This window comes from Chelativorans sp. M5D2P16, assembly GCF_034427935.1.
Classification (GTDB): domain Bacteria; phylum Pseudomonadota; class Alphaproteobacteria; order Rhizobiales; family Rhizobiaceae; genus Chelativorans.
Genome location: NZ_JAXQNM010000039.1, coordinates 43,131 through 57,718, shown reverse-complemented (window position 1 = coordinate 57,718; position 14,588 = coordinate 43,131). Strand labels below are relative to the sequence as shown.

15 protein-coding genes are annotated in these 14,588 nt (G+C 62.3%); 7 read left to right on the top strand and 8 right to left on the bottom strand.

Annotated elements, in window-relative coordinates:
• Positions 1–57: 57 nt before the first annotated feature.
• On the bottom strand, positions 58–987 hold the full coding sequence (locus tag SIN08_RS19905) for an ArsR/SmtB family transcription factor (RefSeq protein ID WP_322453358.1): 930 nt from the start codon (positions 985–987) through the stop codon (positions 58–60).
• Positions 988–1,465: 478 nt separating this feature from the next.
• On the opposite strand from SIN08_RS19905, the gene SIN08_RS19900 reads away from it, so the two are divergent.
• Positions 1,466–2,296, top strand: coding sequence for an NmrA family transcriptional regulator (locus tag SIN08_RS19900; RefSeq protein WP_322453357.1), 831 nt, complete (start codon positions 1,466–1,468; stop codon positions 2,294–2,296).
• Positions 2,297–2,405: 109 nt separating this feature from the next.
• Here SIN08_RS19900 and SIN08_RS19895 read toward each other — a convergent pair whose 3' ends face one another.
• The 4 genes from SIN08_RS19895 to SIN08_RS19880 all read right to left on the bottom strand — a co-directional run bounded on the left by SIN08_RS19895 (position 2,406) and on the right by SIN08_RS19880 (position 6,724).
• Positions 2,406–2,720, bottom strand: coding sequence for a putative quinol monooxygenase (locus tag SIN08_RS19895; protein WP_322453356.1), 315 nt, complete (start codon positions 2,718–2,720; stop codon positions 2,406–2,408).
• Between the two features lie 223 nt (positions 2,721–2,943).
• The gene (locus tag SIN08_RS19890) at positions 2,944–3,882 is read right to left on the bottom strand and encodes a sigma-70 family RNA polymerase sigma factor (RefSeq protein ID WP_322453355.1); all 939 of its coding nucleotides are present in this window, start codon (positions 3,880–3,882) and stop codon (positions 2,944–2,946) included.
• A gap of 264 nt (positions 3,883–4,146) precedes the next feature.
• Positions 4,147–5,604, bottom strand: a complete 1,458-nt coding sequence (locus tag SIN08_RS19885) for a PLP-dependent aminotransferase family protein (protein WP_322453354.1) — start codon at positions 5,602–5,604, stop codon at positions 4,147–4,149.
• Positions 5,605–5,848: 244 nt separating this feature from the next.
• Complete coding sequence (locus SIN08_RS19880; protein WP_322453353.1) at positions 5,849–6,724, bottom strand: NmrA family NAD(P)-binding protein; 876 nt, start codon at positions 6,722–6,724, stop codon at positions 5,849–5,851.
• Between the two features lie 95 nt (positions 6,725–6,819).
• Between SIN08_RS19880 and SIN08_RS19875 the strand changes: the two genes are divergently transcribed.
• The 3 genes from SIN08_RS19875 (at position 6,820) to SIN08_RS19865 (ending at position 8,938) form a co-directional block, all read left to right on the top strand.
• Positions 6,820–7,779: a LysR family transcriptional regulator gene (locus tag SIN08_RS19875; RefSeq protein ID WP_322453352.1), complete on the top strand. Its 960-nt coding sequence runs from the start codon at positions 6,820–6,822 to the stop codon at positions 7,777–7,779.
• A gap of 356 nt (positions 7,780–8,135) precedes the next feature.
• Complete coding sequence (locus SIN08_RS19870) at positions 8,136–8,555, top strand: response regulator (protein WP_322453351.1); 420 nt, start codon at positions 8,136–8,138, stop codon at positions 8,553–8,555.
• A complete protein-coding gene (locus tag SIN08_RS19865) occupies positions 8,555–8,938 on the top strand; it encodes a response regulator (RefSeq protein ID WP_322453350.1) in 384 nt (127 codons plus the stop codon). The genes SIN08_RS19870 and SIN08_RS19865 overlap by 1 nt, the downstream gene beginning before the upstream one ends.
• Positions 8,939–9,295: 357 nt before the next feature.
• On the opposite strand, the gene SIN08_RS19860 is transcribed toward SIN08_RS19865, so the two are convergent.
• Positions 9,296–10,039 carry an SDR family oxidoreductase gene (locus SIN08_RS19860; RefSeq protein WP_322453349.1) on the bottom strand — a complete coding sequence of 248 codons (744 nt, stop codon included), beginning with the start codon at positions 10,037–10,039 and terminating at the stop codon, positions 9,296–9,298.
• Positions 10,040–10,248: 209 nt separating this feature from the next.
• Between SIN08_RS19860 and SIN08_RS19855 the strand changes: the two genes are divergently transcribed.
• Positions 10,249–11,181, top strand: a complete 933-nt coding sequence (locus SIN08_RS19855; RefSeq protein ID WP_322453348.1) for an AraC family transcriptional regulator — start codon at positions 10,249–10,251, stop codon at positions 11,179–11,181.
• A 10-nt stretch (positions 11,182–11,191) separates the two neighbouring features.
• On the opposite strand, the gene SIN08_RS19850 is transcribed toward SIN08_RS19855, so the two are convergent.
• On the bottom strand, positions 11,192–12,091 hold the full coding sequence (locus tag SIN08_RS19850; RefSeq protein WP_322453347.1) for an AraC family transcriptional regulator: 900 nt from the start codon (positions 12,089–12,091) through the stop codon (positions 11,192–11,194).
• A 170-nt stretch (positions 12,092–12,261) separates the two neighbouring features.
• Here SIN08_RS19850 and SIN08_RS19845 point away from each other — a divergent pair, with 170 nt between their 5' ends.
• Both SIN08_RS19845 and SIN08_RS19840 read left to right on the top strand, forming a co-directional pair.
• Positions 12,262–12,987, top strand: a complete 726-nt coding sequence (locus SIN08_RS19845; RefSeq protein WP_322453346.1) for an SDR family oxidoreductase — start codon at positions 12,262–12,264, stop codon at positions 12,985–12,987.
• A 112-nt stretch (positions 12,988–13,099) separates the two neighbouring features.
• Complete coding sequence (locus SIN08_RS19840; RefSeq protein WP_322453345.1) at positions 13,100–13,468, top strand: Atu4866 domain-containing protein; 369 nt, start codon at positions 13,100–13,102, stop codon at positions 13,466–13,468.
• 76 nt (positions 13,469–13,544) lie between these two features.
• Here SIN08_RS19840 and SIN08_RS19835 read toward each other — a convergent pair whose 3' ends face one another.
• Positions 13,545–14,504: an AraC family transcriptional regulator gene (locus SIN08_RS19835; RefSeq protein ID WP_416208106.1), complete on the bottom strand. Its 960-nt coding sequence runs from the start codon at positions 14,502–14,504 to the stop codon at positions 13,545–13,547.
• Positions 14,505–14,588: the final 84 nt, after the last annotated feature.

Below are 14,588 nucleotides of genomic sequence, written 5' to 3'. Positions count from 1 at the left end.
GCTCCGCGAGGTCAACCCTCCGCCGGAACAACGCCAATGGGGGCACATCCGCCCGCTTCAGTGGCGCGGACGGATGCGCATGACGATATCCTGATCGTAGTTGCCGAAACCGCGACCGAAGATGTTCACGCCGCCGGGATGGCGCGCATCCGGCTTCACTTCGATCCGCAGGCGGATGGAATGATGGTCGCTCAGGCCGATCTCGTTCAGCGTAACGTCCGATATTCTCACGCCGTCGACATAGGTGCCGCTGTGGTTGACGGTCCAGCTCTTCAGCATCCCGTATTGCGAGCCTTTCAGCTTCCACCAGCCAGGTGTCAGCGTCCCGCGCTTGTCGCCGAAATCGCCGGGAGACGTCCACACACCCAATTCCCGCCCGTTGACGGAGACCGTGATGTCCGACGGCCAGTTAGCATTGGTGCCCGGCACTTCCGAGCTGAGCTCCATCACGAACTCGATTGCATCGACAGGCGACTGGGTGATTTTCGTATTGTTGGGAAACTGGTACTCGACGAAACCGCTGGTGAACCAGAGAAGAGAGGCTTTCATCCGCTCCGGATCGAGAAAGGTCGCGGGCACGTCCAGCAACCCGATGATGCCTTCAGTCGAACAGATGCCGCAGGGGCCGGTAACTTCGCAGTTCGAGTAGAGCCCGAGGGGCATCGAGACCTCGATCGCATTGTTTCCCTGGCTCTCGGTGCCCTTGTTGAAAATGATGACGAATTCGTCATAGACGGCGCGGCACAGCTTTTGATTGCCCTTGCGGCCTTTGCGGGTCTCGGTTTCGATAAGGCCGGCCTCTTCGAGGATGCGCACGTTCGAGGAGACGGACGATTGGGGAAGAGACAGCCGCTCAGCAATAACGTTGATGTTCGTCGGCCCGTTCTCGTGAAGCAGTCGGAGAATGTCCAGACGCGTCGGCGATGACAGCCCCTTGAGCTTGGCGAAATCCTTGCTGGGGTCGATCACCATAAATTTGCCGTTCATCGCGAAAACACGTCAACATTGATTGGGATAAAGATCGGATTTTCGGATATAAATACGGCCATTACATCCTTGTCAAATCGTGTGGCCGGATAGAGCGTTTTTGCCGAAGGACCCGGAGTTTGTGATGCAGCGAAGGCTATCACGCCGCTTGTCATTCATAGTCCGGCTCCATCGACGTCCTGAGAAACTGTCCGCCCGCAGAAAATTGGCTCCCCAAGCTTCACTGGATTTGGACCTGTCCGGAAGCCGTCCCGGAGGTCAGGATGCTGCCCGAGGCTACCGACGGGAGGTCGGAAAGCGCCTCGGCGAGGAGCACCGCGCCCAATGCGCATAAGGCAGGCTTGCGGCACCATCGACTGCCCGTGATGGTCGTGCTGGCTTTATCCGACAGATGTCGTCGGGCACCCGCCCACGTCTGGCGATCGTGCTCGTCCGTCGAACAGCGCAAGACAGTGATAAGCCGAACCAGGTGGAGACAATGACCGACAACAGGCCAACCCTTATCGTCGGCGGTGGCGGCAAGACCGGCGCCCGCGTCAACGCGCTGCTGAAAGAGCGCGGCCTCGCCACGCGGCCTGTTTCGCGCTCTGGCGCAATCCCCTTCGACTGGACCAGGCGCGAGACGTGGGTGCCCGCGCTCAAGGGTGTCGCGAAAGCCTATGTCACCTATCAGCCCGACCTTGCGGTGGACGGGGCCGACGAGGATATAGCCGAGTTCTCCCGCCTCGCGCGCGAAGAGGGTTTGGCGCATGTCGTGCTCCTGTCCGGACGCGGCGAGCCCGGGGCGCAGCGTGCCGAGGCGGCGCTGCAGGATTCCGGTGTTGCCTGGACGAATGTGCGGGCAAGCTGGTTCAACCAGAACTTCTCCGAGGGTGCGTTCCGGGACAGCATCCTGGCCGGAGAACTCGCCCTGCCGGCCGAGCCGATCCCCGAACCCTTTGTCGATGCCGACGACATTGCCGATGTCGTGATCGCGGCCCTGACCGAGGACGGCCACAGGAACCGGCTCTACGAGGTGACTGGGCCGTGGGCGCTGACCTTTGCCGAAGCCGTCGACGAGATCGCCAGGGCAGCGGGCCGGCCGATCCGCTATCGGCAGATTCCGGTCGACGAATTCATCGCGCAGATGCGGCCTTACGCGCCCGAAGATATCCTGAACCTGCTCGTGGAGCTTTTCACCGTGGTGCTCGACGGCCGTAATGTCGAGGTCATGCAAGGCGTGCAGGAAGCGCTCGGACGCAAGCCGATCGACTTTTCAGACTATGCAAGGCGCGCTGCTGCGGCGGGTGCATGGGAGGTCAAACAGTAACGCGAACAGACGCGGTCGATTACTCTTGGATCTGCCCTTCCAACGGCCAGGACAATGATGGGAAGCCCGGCGAGCGGAGCGCCGCAGGCCGCCGGGCTTGAGTGGCATCTCAGGCGGCGCCGCCCTTGATCCACTGCGGCGTGATCGTGCGGAACTCCGACGGTCCTGCGAGCAGAGCGGCCGTCTCCCGTTCATAGTCCGGATACCAGGGCTGCTTGACGAAATCCTCCGTCCCGGCCTCGCCGTCGTAGAGCTGATAGGCCACGATCGCATCGGGGTCGGTGTCATCGAAGCCGTACACATAGGCGATCTGCCCGTCGGCGTCCTCGATATAGGCGCGGGCATATTTCTCCCAGATGCGCTTCACCTCCTCACGCTTGCCGGGTTGCGCCTTGTGCCTGATGTAGAGTGCTTTCTTGCTCATGATGATCTCCTTGAATTTTGCGGCGTTTGGCCGCCGATGGCTGGGCTCCGTGCCCATGCCCTCGTGACGTTCGGGGAGAGGTGTTTGTGACGTGCCCTCGAGCTTTTTCGTTCCTGGGGCCGCAGCACGCGGTAACAAATCAGACAAATGATTCGGCAATGGCCATGCCTGAACCAGGGAGGGGCCGCTAGGTGGCGACACACCGCCCAGACTTGCTTTGGCTTCAATGAATCCTGATCTTGCCGAGCCCGTCCAGCTTGGCGGGATTGCGCACGATGAAGATGTCTTTGATGCGATCCGCCGCGTCGTAGGCGAAGGACACGGTGGCGACGATCCTTTCACCCTCACGCAGGACAAGCCCTCGCGATCCGTTGAGGTCGGTGAAGCTCCAGTCATAGGCCACCCACCATTCGCTCAGCCGTTCCGTGAGGAACGCCAGCACCATGTCACCTTCGAGGATTTCGGTGACCGTGGCCACTTTGCCGCCGCCATCAGCGGTCAGGCGCACGTCGCTGGCAAGCATCGTTGTAAGAGAGCCGGGCTGTCCGGTACGAATTGCATCCTCGAACGCGTTGAGAAGTTCCTCCTGCCGTTCCGCGGACGGCTGGTATCTCACCTGATTGTCCCCGATGCGCGACTTGGCCCGGGAGACAAGCTTTCGGCAGGCTGGCTCGTTCATGTCCAGCGACGCGGCAACGTCCGCATAGGACATCTCGAATATCTCGTGGAGCAGATATGCAGCACGTTCCCTCGGCGTCAGCCGCTCCAGCATCAGCAGAAAGGCGGTCGAGAGAGAGGACGAAAGCTCCATTTGCGCCACCGTGCCGCTGTCAATGAACGTTTGGACCGGTTCGGGCAGCCAGGTGCCCACGTAATCCACCCGACTGCGATAGGAGGCCCGCAGCATGTCGATCGCGCGCCGTGTGCAGGCAGTGGTTAGCCAGGCACCGGGAGATTCGATGCTCTCGATGTTGGCCGCCTGCCAGCGAAGGAATGTGTCCTGCACGGCATCTTCCGCTTCCGCGCGCGAGCCGAGAATTCTGTAGGCGATGCCGAGGAGCCGCGGGCGCGCCTCCTCGAAGAGGCGAATGTATGACGCCTCGACGCCCGATCCTGCGCCCGCTGTGAAGCGTGATCGCGCCGTTCGATTCTTGAACACCATCGCCCTCGCTCCTTCTCCTTCGGGAATGGGCTTCATCCCTGGCCTTGACGATCCGGGGATTGAGATTGTGACGCGGTCGCCGAAAAAATCCCGCCCGCCGCTCAGCCGTCGTTCGCAGAATCGATCATCAGCCCTCGCGCTCGCAATCCTCTTGCGACTGTGGGGATCGTTCGGACCCAGCCGATGCCGCCGCGGGCCGTCCCGTGCCTGACCATCACAGCGCAAACGGCCGGAAAGGCCAAGATGTCCTGGCCTCACTCCCGCTTATGAACTACCGAAACCGATGTCCGACAACTCGGCGATTGCCGGCTCTATGTCCTGCACTTCGATCATGCCGAAGCCGAATACGAAGCCTTTCTGCACGATGTCGCGCGTGGCATAGCGCGCGATATCCTCGACCCTTATGCGCCTGGTCGCTGCCCTGGCAACGACCGCCTGTTCATCACCGGGCACAGTCAACTCGGCAGCGAGATGGACACCGGCATGGGCGCGGAACGGGCGCAAACGATCGCCGATATGGCTGTTCAGGGCAGCGCGCAGCGCCTCATACCTTGCCGAATAGACCCTGCGCATCTTGCGGACGTGGCGCGCCAGATGGCCTTCGGCGATGAAGTCCGCGAGCGCGAGCTGATTGATGAGCGGGCTGTGCCAGTCACTCATCTGCTTGGCGAGGGTGAGCGCATAGCGCGCCCATTCCGGCACGACGACGAAGCCCATCCTGAGCGCGGGGAACATGCTCTTTGAGAACGTTCCGACATAAAAGACCGAGCCCGAGCGGTCGAGCGTCTGCAGCGCGTCGAGCGGCATGCCGCCGTGACGAAACTCGCTGTCGTAGTCGTCCTCGACGATCACGGCACCGAAGCTCTCGGCGAAGTCGAGCAGTGCTGCGCGTCGGCGTGCCGACATGGCGACGCCGAGGGGGAACTGGTGCGAGGGCGTCACGCAGATGACACGCGTGCTCGGCGGCAACCGCTCCACCAAGAGCCCTTCCTCATCCACGGGGACGGAGAGGATCTTCGCACCCGCCGCCACGAACGACCGGCGTGTCGGTCCATATCCCGGATCTTCAAGAGCGACCTCGGTCTCGCCGGGCGTCACCAGAATGCGTGCGATGAGATCGATCGCCTGCCTTGCGCCGGCCGTCACCACAATGTCGTCCGGCTGGCATGCGACCGCGCGAACGAATGAGATGTGGCTGGCAATAGCCTGGCGCAGCGGCGGTTCGCCAGCCGGATCGTGTTCCTTGATGGGGCTCCTGGCGACGGCGCGCGACGCCCGCGTCGAAAGCCGCTGCCAGATATCGAACGGAAATTCGGAATCGGGCATACCGGCCACGAAATCGTAGCGATAGGTTTCTCCGCTGCACGTTTCGGCGAGCGGTCGCCAGCCGCGCCAGGTGGGAGCCAGCCGCCTGTCGGCGACTGGGTCGGCCCCCAGCGAAGCCTTCAGGGGCTCGAGCCGCGGGCGCACATCGGCGACGAAAGTACCCGCCCCCTTCCGTCCCTCTACGTAGCCTTCACTCAGAAGCATGTCGTAGGCGGCAATCGCGGTGTTGCGCGATATGCCGAGACCCCTCGCCAGCGCACGCGTCGGCGGCAATCGAAGCCCGGCCTGAAGCCGCCCGTCGACAATCGCGGCACGCAATTGCCGGTGCAGCGATCGCAAAAGTTCGCGCGAACCTTTTTCCGGAAGGTTTATGGCAAAATCGAGAATTGGCTCCATGAACTTCCGAGACAGTGGACCTGTGTGGAACCATACCGTTGGCCACCTTTTCCCGCAACGACATACCGCCCGCCCGTTCGAGGGGTGTTATGGCGAACCCACGGTGGGCAACAAGGTTGATCCTCAAGCCGGAACTGGATCTGAGCCCTAGCTTGCGGGTCGTCTTTATGGCGCTAGATCCGCCTTGATGGCGGGAGCTTCTTCCGGCCATCATCACGGTCGCATCGATACCTCCATCCCGCGTTCAGCCAGCCGTACGAACCTTGGCGACAATGCGCTCGACCGCAGTTGTCAGTGAGATCTTTCCGCGCCAGTGCTCGTTGCCGTCCTGGCGCACGAAGCGGCCATTCGCGATCCCGTCATACATACCGAGCAGTACGTCGGCGACGTCTGTGGGTAGCCCCGCCTCGGCCAGAACCGCCGCACGCCGCTCCGGCGGCACGAGCGTCGGCTGGACGGTGTGACCGAGAATGTCCGCAAAGGCGGTCGCCACGTCTCTCGCGCTCCAATCCTCGGGGCCGGACAGTTCGACAATACGCGTTCCCGTCCAGTTTTCGCACATGAGCCGGGCTGCCGCATCCCCGACATCTATCGTGCTCACCATCGGGATCTTCTGCTCGGGGTCGAGAAATGTCGGCAGGATACCTTCGGCTATCGCCGGATCGGCGACCTCCGTCCAGGTCTCCGCGAAATAGCCGGATCGCAGGAAGGTCGCCGCCGGAACGACTCCAGTCAGCGCCGTCTCCAGCCGGTGCAATGTGGAAACGGCGCCAAAGCCCGAGACGTGTTGCGCGCCGATCGACGACAGGACGACTGCCCTCGACAGGCCCGCGCGCCGGACCGCCTCAGCAAGCACTGCGCCTGTTTTTGCCGCTTGTGCGAAGGGATCGCCGGCCATTGGCGGCGGGTTGAGCAGGAACGCGGCCGTCGCGCCGGTCAGCGCGGCAGTAACTGTATCCGCATCGCCGAGGTCGGCGACTGCGACCTGCGCGCCGAGCGCCTTCCACGGGACTCCCTGTTCCGGGCGGCGCACGGCGACGCGCACAGGTTCGCCACACTCGATCAGTGCACGCGCCGTTTCCCCGCCTGCCCTGCCACTCGCTCCGAAAACCACATGCATGACCTCATCCTTTCCCGCTGGCTGTAGGCATCTTCGATGCGGACTCGATACATCTCCGCTTTTCATGCGTCCAATGCATGAGATATATAGTCATCATGCATGAAGTGGATTTACGCCAAGTTGATTTGAACCTGCTGGTGACGCTGCACGCGCTTCTCGAGGAAAGAAGCGTGACCCGAGCGGCCGGACGTCTCGGCATGAGCCAGCCTGCCGTCAGCCGCGCGCTTGCCCGATTGCGCACGCTCTTTGCAGACGCGCTGCTGGTCGACGGGCGGAACGGCTACATCCTCACCGCCCGTGCCGAGGAAATCCGCCCGACGCTCCGCAGCATGCTGGCGGGTATCAGTGATATGCTGGAGGCAAGACCATTCGACCCGGCGGCCGCTACGGGGCACGTGCGACTGCTTATGGCCGATCTAGAGGCTGCGGCGCTGGCTCCCCGTCTGCTCAGCCATCTCGCCGCCGAGGCGCCCGCACTCGACCTCGACATCCAGCCGCCCGGTACATCACTGTTCGAAGCATTGCAAAGCGATGCCGTGGATGCGATCGTCGGCGTGATCGGTGAGGCGCCTGCGGGCATCCGCCGGCGTGGCCTTTATGAGGATGGCTTCGTCACGCTGATGCGTGCCGGACATCCGGCCGCCAAGGGGAAGCTCACCCTCGGACGATATCTCGAACTCGGCCATATTGTGGTAAGCATCACCGGCGTGGGCCCGGCTCCCGTCGATGTTGCGCTTGCCGGCATGGGGCGCCGGCGACGGGTCAACGTGCGCGTGCCGAACTTCCTTGCCGCAGTGGAAATCGCCGGGCGCTCCGACCTGATCATGACCCTCCCGTCGAGCCTAGCATTGACGGCGGCCGGGATGGGGCGTTTCGTCACCGTGCCCCCGCCTGTCGACCTCGGCCGCGTCACGATGAGCCTGGCCTGGCACGCACGCCATCAGGACGAGCCCAGGCACGTTTGGCTACGGCGAACCGTCGTCGCGGCAGCAAAAGGCGTTACTGTCACCGCGCCCGACCGAACCACCGGCGATGCCGAACCCCCAAAAGGCTGAGCCGGCGACCCGAGCCGTCGCCGTCCTCCGTTGACGCTCCGGCCGCAAGCGCCGTGCCGTGGATCACATCTCCGATGCAGCTGCATACCGTCGGGAAGGCGGCAAGGTGGCGATCACCGCCTGCTGCGAAAACGAGGCAGGGCAGCAGCGTAGGTGAATTGGAACGCTGCTAAAGTGGCAACCGGGTATTGTGGGCGACATGAGCGTAGCGGGCCTCCGAGCCGCTGGCTCGGAGATACTGCTGATTTATTTCAAAAAAATAAGGAACCAGATTGCCCGAGAAAAGTTCGTTTTCGAATAAGGGAAACAAGGGGCGACAATGGGCATCACGATAATCTCATGCCAGAATGCTGCCGATGGCTGCTAAATCCAACCCCTGGCGTGGAGTCCAAGCGGACAAGAACGTAGTGCTTTTGGCGGAGGATGAACCTTTTATCCGGTTCGACATCGCCGAGGAACTCAGGCTATTGGGTTGCCAGGTGATTGAGGCCGGAAGCGCCGACGAGGCGATCGACGTCCTGAGGTCTACTGCTCGCATAGACCTCGTCGTGACCGATGTACGGATGCCTGGCAATCGCGATGGCCTTGATGTGGCGCGGGCCGTGAAACAGGAACGACCGGGCGTGAGGGTTGTCGTCATGTCGGGTCATCTGGAGCCAAAGGACGAACACAAGCATCTCATCGATCTCTTCTTTTCAAAGCCGACCCCCAGTAATCAGCTGGCAAGAGCGATAATGGAAATGATCGATGCAAACCCGGCAAAGCGGGATGGCTGATGGAAAAAGAAGGTCCAGCCGTGTCGATCCTCATCGTCGACGGCGATGTGATAACCCGAACTGTGATCGCCGAGTATCTACGCCACTGCGGCTTCCGCGTGGTCGAGGCAGGCACTGGAACGGAAGCCATCCAGGCGCTCCAGCATCCGGACTTTACCATTGATATCGTTCTGTCCGACATCGAGCTTCCTGGCGAAATCAGCGGTTTCGACCTGTCGCATTGGATCCGCAAATCCATGCCCGAGGTGAAGATTCTGCTCGCCAGCGCCGTAGAACGCATTGCCGATACGGCCGGAGATCTTTGTGAGGAAGGACCTCATCTCGCAAAGCCCTATGATCACAGGCTGATCGTAGATCACATCAAGCGGCTGCGCGCGCGATAGAGAGGATTGCTGCGCCGTTGGCCCTGATGCAACGGTGTGCCCCCGGCCACCGCAACGGCGCGTGAGGCCGACGCGATGCCCGTCCGGCTAGTCCCGGGCGGATCCCGCAGGACCGACGATCTGGCGCTTCAAAGACAGGGACAAGAGGAGATCCCTCAATCCGCGACTAGATCAGGTCTTCGATGCGGACCGGCAGGTGGCGTGCGCGCACCCCGGTTGCGTGATAGACCGCATTGGTGATCGCCGGCGCCACGCCGACAAGAACGACCTCGCCCAACCCCTTGACCCCGGACCGATTGATGCGCGGATCGCGACATTGCTGGTCTGCCGGCCGTGCGCCGTGGCACGCGCTTCCGCTCAGTGGGTGCTGAGCATCTCGACCGCCTGGTCGAAGTGTCCGTCCCGCTCCGCCCAGCGCAGGAAATCCACCCGTTCCACCAGGATCTCCTTGGGCGTCGACTCTTCGTGGAACAGCGCCATGACCTCGTCGATGAAGTCGCCCAACGGCATGTAGCCGTCACGTGTCGATTGGCCGGGGGTCAATTCGGTCTGCACCGCGGGTGGGACCAGCTCGATGATCTCGATCTTGCCCTTCAACTGCTCGCGCAAGGACACCGTATAGGAATGAAGCGCCGCCTTGGTGGCGTTGTAGGTCGGCGTGGCGCTGAGCGGAACGAAGGCCAGACCGGACGATACGTTCACGATCGCCGCATCCGGCTGGCCTGCCAGATGGTCGGTCAGCGCGTTCGTCAGCCGGATCGGGCCAAGCAGGTTGGCGACGATGGTCTGCTCGGAATCGCTGAGGTCGCGGCTCCTGGTCAGGTCCTCGCGCCGCATGATGCCGGCATTGTTGATCAGGACGTTGAGGTCCGGATGTTCGGCGACGACACGTTCGGCAAAGGCCCTGATCGCCTGCGGATCCCCAACGTCGAGGACCATCGCGTGCATGTCATGCCGGCCGGCAACCGTCTCCTCCAGCGCGTCGATGCGCCGACCCGCGACGACCACCTTGTTGCCAAGCTCGTTGAAGCGCAGGGCGAGTTCCCGGCCGATGCCGGATCCGCCCCCGGTGATGAGGATCGTATTGCCTGTCGTTTTCATTGGATAAAACTCCATCTGCCAAGGCGGCTCGGCACAGAAGTCGCACTCTAAAGCGCCGTGGCCGAGTTGTGATTTCGACGCCTTCTTTCCTACCGGCGCAGCGACGATGAAGCTTGCCAACATCTGCGCAAAACTTGCCTCATCGTGCATGCCTTCTGGCATCTGCCGGCCGCCATGCTAATTTCGCACTGAAGTGCAGGAGGAAGTACATGGACACGCTCAAACAGGCCGTTCGGGCCTATGCCAGCCGCCATGCGAACCGTGACGGCCTAGCGCTGACGCCGGTGCCGGGCCTGCGAATGATGTGTGTCGAGGCACCGCCCGGCGACCTGCATTCGATCTACAGGCCGCTGGTTTGCTTCGTCCTGCAGGGCGCCAAGCGCATGGTCGTTGGGAATCAGGAGCGCGTCTTTTGCGCCGGGCAGTCGGTGATCGTCAACGCCGACATGCCCGTCCTCGGGCGGATCGTGCAGACGAGCCGGGCCGAGCCCTATCTGGCGATCGCGGTCGAGCTGGAGGTGACGATCCTGCGCGAACTGACGGCACATATGGGTGGTGCCCACCTGCAGCGCCCGTCGGACATACGCACCCTGTTCGCCCAGGACAGCGAAGCCGCGGTGCTGGACTGTGCTGCGCGGCTCATGAGCCTGCTGGACCGGCCTGAGGCAACGCCGCTGCTGCGCCCCGGGATCATGCAGGAGTTGCACTATTGGCTCCTGTCGGGACCGCACGGCGCCGCCTTGCGGGCGCATGCGGACCCCGACAGCCACGCGAGCCGTCTCGCCGCGGCCATCGCGATCCTAAGGACCGAATATCGATCGCGTGTGCCTGTCGAGCGGCTGGCAGACGCGGCGGCGATGAGCCTCACCGCCTTTCACAAGCACTTCAAGCACATGACGTCGCTGACGCCGGGGCAGTACCAGAAACGGCTTCGTCTCATCGAGGCACGCCGCCTCATGCTCGACGAAGGCCTTTCGGCAAGCAGCGCCGCGTTCGAGGTAGGCTACGAGAGCGTCTCGCAATTCACCCGCGAATACGGCCGGCTGTTCCGGGCGCCGCCGAAGCGCGACGCTCTGCGCATGCAGGGCAAATCGACCATCGTTGAAGACGGCCAGACGGCCGGAACAAGCGCGCTGGTGTAGCTGACAGCCGTCACAGCGCTGCATCGACGGCCACCTCGGCGGGCAGCAGCCGCTTCAGCCGCGCGACGTCCTGCTTCGGCGGCATCCCGTGTATCCGGGCATAGTCGCGGCTGAGCTGCGACGGGCTTTCGTATCCGACGCGAAATCCGGCTTCGGCCGCAGTCACCCCCTCGCTCAGCATGAGCCTGCGAACCTCTTGAAGGCGCAGATGATTGCGGAACTGAAGCGGAGTCATCATCGTCGTCTGGCGGAATTGTTCGTAGAAGGATGACGGACTCATGCCCACCCTCACCGCCAGCTCTTCGACCGAGAACGTCTCGTGGAAATGCTCCGTGAGATACTGAATAGCGTCCCGGATTCGCGAAAGTCGGCTTTCAACGACCACGATCTGGCGCAGGACCGTCCCTTGCGGTCCGTTCAGCAACCGGTGCATGATTTCTCGCTCGATCAGGGGCGCCAGAGCCTCGATGTCGTCGGGAGCATCCAGCAATCGCAGCATGCGCGCGGCCACATCGATCAGTTCCGGCGTCGCCGCCGCGACCGAGATCGGCGGACCGGATCGTTCCGGCTGTGCGTCAGGCAGCATGTCGACGAGCACGCTTCGATCCAGTTGCAGCTTGAAGCAGAGATAGGGCGCGCCCGGGCTTGCTTCGATGACGGCCCCGATGACCGGCAGATCGACGCCCACGATGAGATATTCGGACGCCTGGTAAAGATATTCGACGCCCTCAAGATGCGCACGCTTCCGCCCCTGTGCGACAAAACAGACGGACGGCTCGTACATCGTGTGCAATGGCTCGGTTGGAGCGCTCGAGCGCAAGAGTGCGACCCGTGGAAGTCGTGTCGCGGTTATCCCGTCGGTCGGCGCATGGCGCTCGATGAGACCTGTGAGTTCGGCAAGGTTCCGCATACACGATCCTTTCCAGACGACTCCCTCTTTGCAAGCTCAATCTATGACTATTGGAGAATCGTGCAAGAAATCCGGAGAGCCATTCTACCGCTGCCCCCTCCATTCGCCAATGTTTGCGGCTGCGGCTCCACGTGGAGACGCTCGCTTCAACACCTGGAATGGAGACAATGATGCTTTCCGACAAAGTCGTTCTAATCACCGGTGCATCCAGCGGTATCGGCGCAGGGATCGCGCTCGAACTCGGCAGCGCCGGAGCAAAGGTCATGTTGGGCGCCCGGCGCATGGACCGGCTTCAAGACGCCGCCTCAAGGATCGAGGAACGCGGCGGCACGGTCCTCACCCATGCTCTGGACGTAACGGACCGCGACAGCGTCCGCGCCTTTGCCGACGCGGCTCGAACCGCCTGGGGACACGTCGATGTGCTTATCAACAATGCGGGCATCATGCCGCTGTCCCTCATGAGTTCGATGAAGGTCGACGAATGGGACCAAATGGTCGACGTCAACATCAAGGGCGTACTGAACGGTATCGCCGCTGTGCTGCCCGAGATGACGAAACGGGAAGCGGGCCACATCATCAACATCGCCTCGGTCGGCGCCTTGAGCGTCGTACCGACGGCCGCCGTCTATTGCGCCACGAAATCCGCCGTCCGTGCAATCTCTGACGGGTTGCGGCAGGAAAACGACAAGCTGCGCGTCACCTGCATCCACCCCGGCGTGGTGGAGAGTGAACTGGCATCGACGATTACCGATCCGGTCGCCGCCGAGGCGATGAAGACCTACCGGGCCATCGCCCTGCAGCCCGATGCCATCGCGCGCGCCGTCCGCTACGCGATCGAGCAGCCGCAGGACGTCGATGTCAACGAGATCGTCATTCGTCCCACGGCGACCACTTAGGGAAACACTTCATGAAGTGGTATTCCCGCCACCTTAGCCGCGCCACCGCCCGGCCCTGGAGCGGATGCGGGTTTCTTGCCGAGACGCTCAAGGCCTCAGTAGGAGTGGTTCGATGAGACGTTCATGGGTATCGGCTGCCCTCCTTCTCGTGGGCTCCAGCGCAATATTCCTGTCGGAAGGAGTTGCTCAAGTGAAAGCAGATCAGATTCCTGCCAGCGGGGCGGTGCAAAGCCATCCCTATGTCGGCATGTGGCTCACCGAGGACGGCTACATTCGGCATGAATTGCGTCCGAACGGCCGCTATGTCGAAGCGCGCGGAACGCGTGAGAAAGCCTATCAGGGTCGATACGAGATCACAGGCGATCACATCGATTACTGGGACGATACCGGTTTCACGGCGGACGGCGACTTTGTCGATGGCGTCCTCTACCATGCCGGCATGGTCCTGTACCGGGACGGCGTGGTCGATAAGAAGCGATAATCGGTTCGGCTCGCGCTATCCGCGCGAGCCGGCCATTCTGGTTTGAAGCGCGTCGCGACCTGTTGAAAGGCCGCATCTAGGCGGCGTTCGCCTGTTCGCCTTTCCGCATTTCCTCGCTGATCCAGCGGGATGCCGCTTGGAGACGAAGGGTATCGCGTTTCGGGGGTGCATTGAACAGGCGGGCGTAGTCGCGCGTGAACTGCGACACACTTTCATAGCCCACCTCGAATGCGGCGCTCGTCGCTGAGAGACCTTCGTCAAGCATCAAGCGGCGTGCCTCGACGAGACGAAGACGCTTCTGATACTGGCCCGGAGTCAACGAGGTCATCTGCTTGAAATACTTATGAAAGGCGGTGAGGCTCATCGCCGCCGCCGCTGCAAGACGCTCGATCGACAATCGGTCGCGATACTCCGCTCTCAGGATCGCGATGGCCGCTGCAAGTCGACCGGCATGGCTATGCGGATCAGCAAGTGTCCGCAAGGCGGCACCGTGCGGCCCCGATAAAAGCCAATAGTGCAGCTCCCGCATGATTCCGGGACGAAGCAGCGGCACTGCGGCGGGTCGATCCATCAATTGCATCAGTCGCCATATACTGTCCAGCGTCGCGGTTTCCGTATCTACGGCAAACAAGTTGCCTGTCTCGGAAGGATGGTGCGAGCGGACGTCGCCCAGCTGCGCCGCAAGTTCGCGCAGGGTCGCGATCTCGAGTTCTATGGCAACTGCGAGAAAAGGCTCATCTTGGCTCGCCGTCATGATCTGTCCGGTCACCGGCATGTCCGCGCTCACGATGGCGGACTGACCGGCAAAAAAGACCCGCTCCTCCCGGCCCACGGTCATTCGCTTGGCACCCTGCAAAATCACGCAAACCAGCGGCCGATAAACCGAATGTCGGCCGCCGCTTGGCATTTTGACGCATTTCATCATGAGCCCCGGCACCGGCGTCATTGCCAGGCCATCGCTGTTGGCGTGACGAGCGGCGTAAACCTCAACTGCCTCTTTGAGGGATTCAATGTGATCTTTTGTAGAGCGGTTCATGTGATCTCTCCTGAAACCAGAGCCGAACTTAGTGTCGAAACACGTGGAAATCACCGGCGATGCAGGATCAGGCAAGTTTTCTGG

Bases quoted from the DNA above. Each gene is read 5' to 3' on its own strand.
- SIN08_RS19900 (WP_322453357.1), top strand. From the start codon at position 1,466: ATGACCGACAACAGGCCAACCCTTATCGTCGGCGGTGGCGGCAAGACC.
- SIN08_RS19895 (WP_322453356.1), bottom strand. From the start codon at position 2,720: ATGAGCAAGAAAGCACTCTACATCAGGCACAAGGCGCAACCCGGCAAG.
- SIN08_RS19875 (WP_322453352.1), top strand. From the start codon at position 6,820: ATGCATGAAGTGGATTTACGCCAAGTTGATTTGAACCTGCTGGTGACG.
- SIN08_RS19890 (WP_322453355.1), bottom strand. From the start codon at position 3,882: ATGGTGTTCAAGAATCGAACGGCGCGATCACGCTTCACAGCGGGCGCA.
- SIN08_RS19860 (WP_322453349.1), bottom strand. From the start codon at position 10,039: ATGAAAACGACAGGCAATACGATCCTCATCACCGGGGGCGGATCCGGC.
- SIN08_RS19870 (WP_322453351.1), top strand. From the start codon at position 8,136: ATGGCTGCTAAATCCAACCCCTGGCGTGGAGTCCAAGCGGACAAGAAC.
- SIN08_RS19885 (WP_322453354.1), bottom strand. From the start codon at position 5,604: ATGGAGCCAATTCTCGATTTTGCCATAAACCTTCCGGAAAAAGGTTCG.
- SIN08_RS19855 (WP_322453348.1), top strand. From the start codon at position 10,249: ATGGACACGCTCAAACAGGCCGTTCGGGCCTATGCCAGCCGCCATGCG.
- SIN08_RS19880 (WP_322453353.1), bottom strand. From the start codon at position 6,724: ATGCATGTGGTTTTCGGAGCGAGTGGCAGGGCAGGCGGGGAAACGGCG.
- SIN08_RS19905 (WP_322453358.1), bottom strand. From the start codon at position 987: ATGAACGGCAAATTTATGGTGATCGACCCCAGCAAGGATTTCGCCAAG.
- SIN08_RS19865 (WP_322453350.1), top strand. From the start codon at position 8,555: ATGGAAAAAGAAGGTCCAGCCGTGTCGATCCTCATCGTCGACGGCGAT.
- SIN08_RS19845 (WP_322453346.1), top strand. From the start codon at position 12,262: ATGCTTTCCGACAAAGTCGTTCTAATCACCGGTGCATCCAGCGGTATC.
- SIN08_RS19850 (WP_322453347.1), bottom strand. From the start codon at position 12,091: ATGCGGAACCTTGCCGAACTCACAGGTCTCATCGAGCGCCATGCGCCG.
- SIN08_RS19835 (WP_416208106.1), bottom strand. From the start codon at position 14,504: ATGAACCGCTCTACAAAAGATCACATTGAATCCCTCAAAGAGGCAGTT.
- SIN08_RS19840 (WP_322453345.1), top strand. From the start codon at position 13,100: ATGAGACGTTCATGGGTATCGGCTGCCCTCCTTCTCGTGGGCTCCAGC.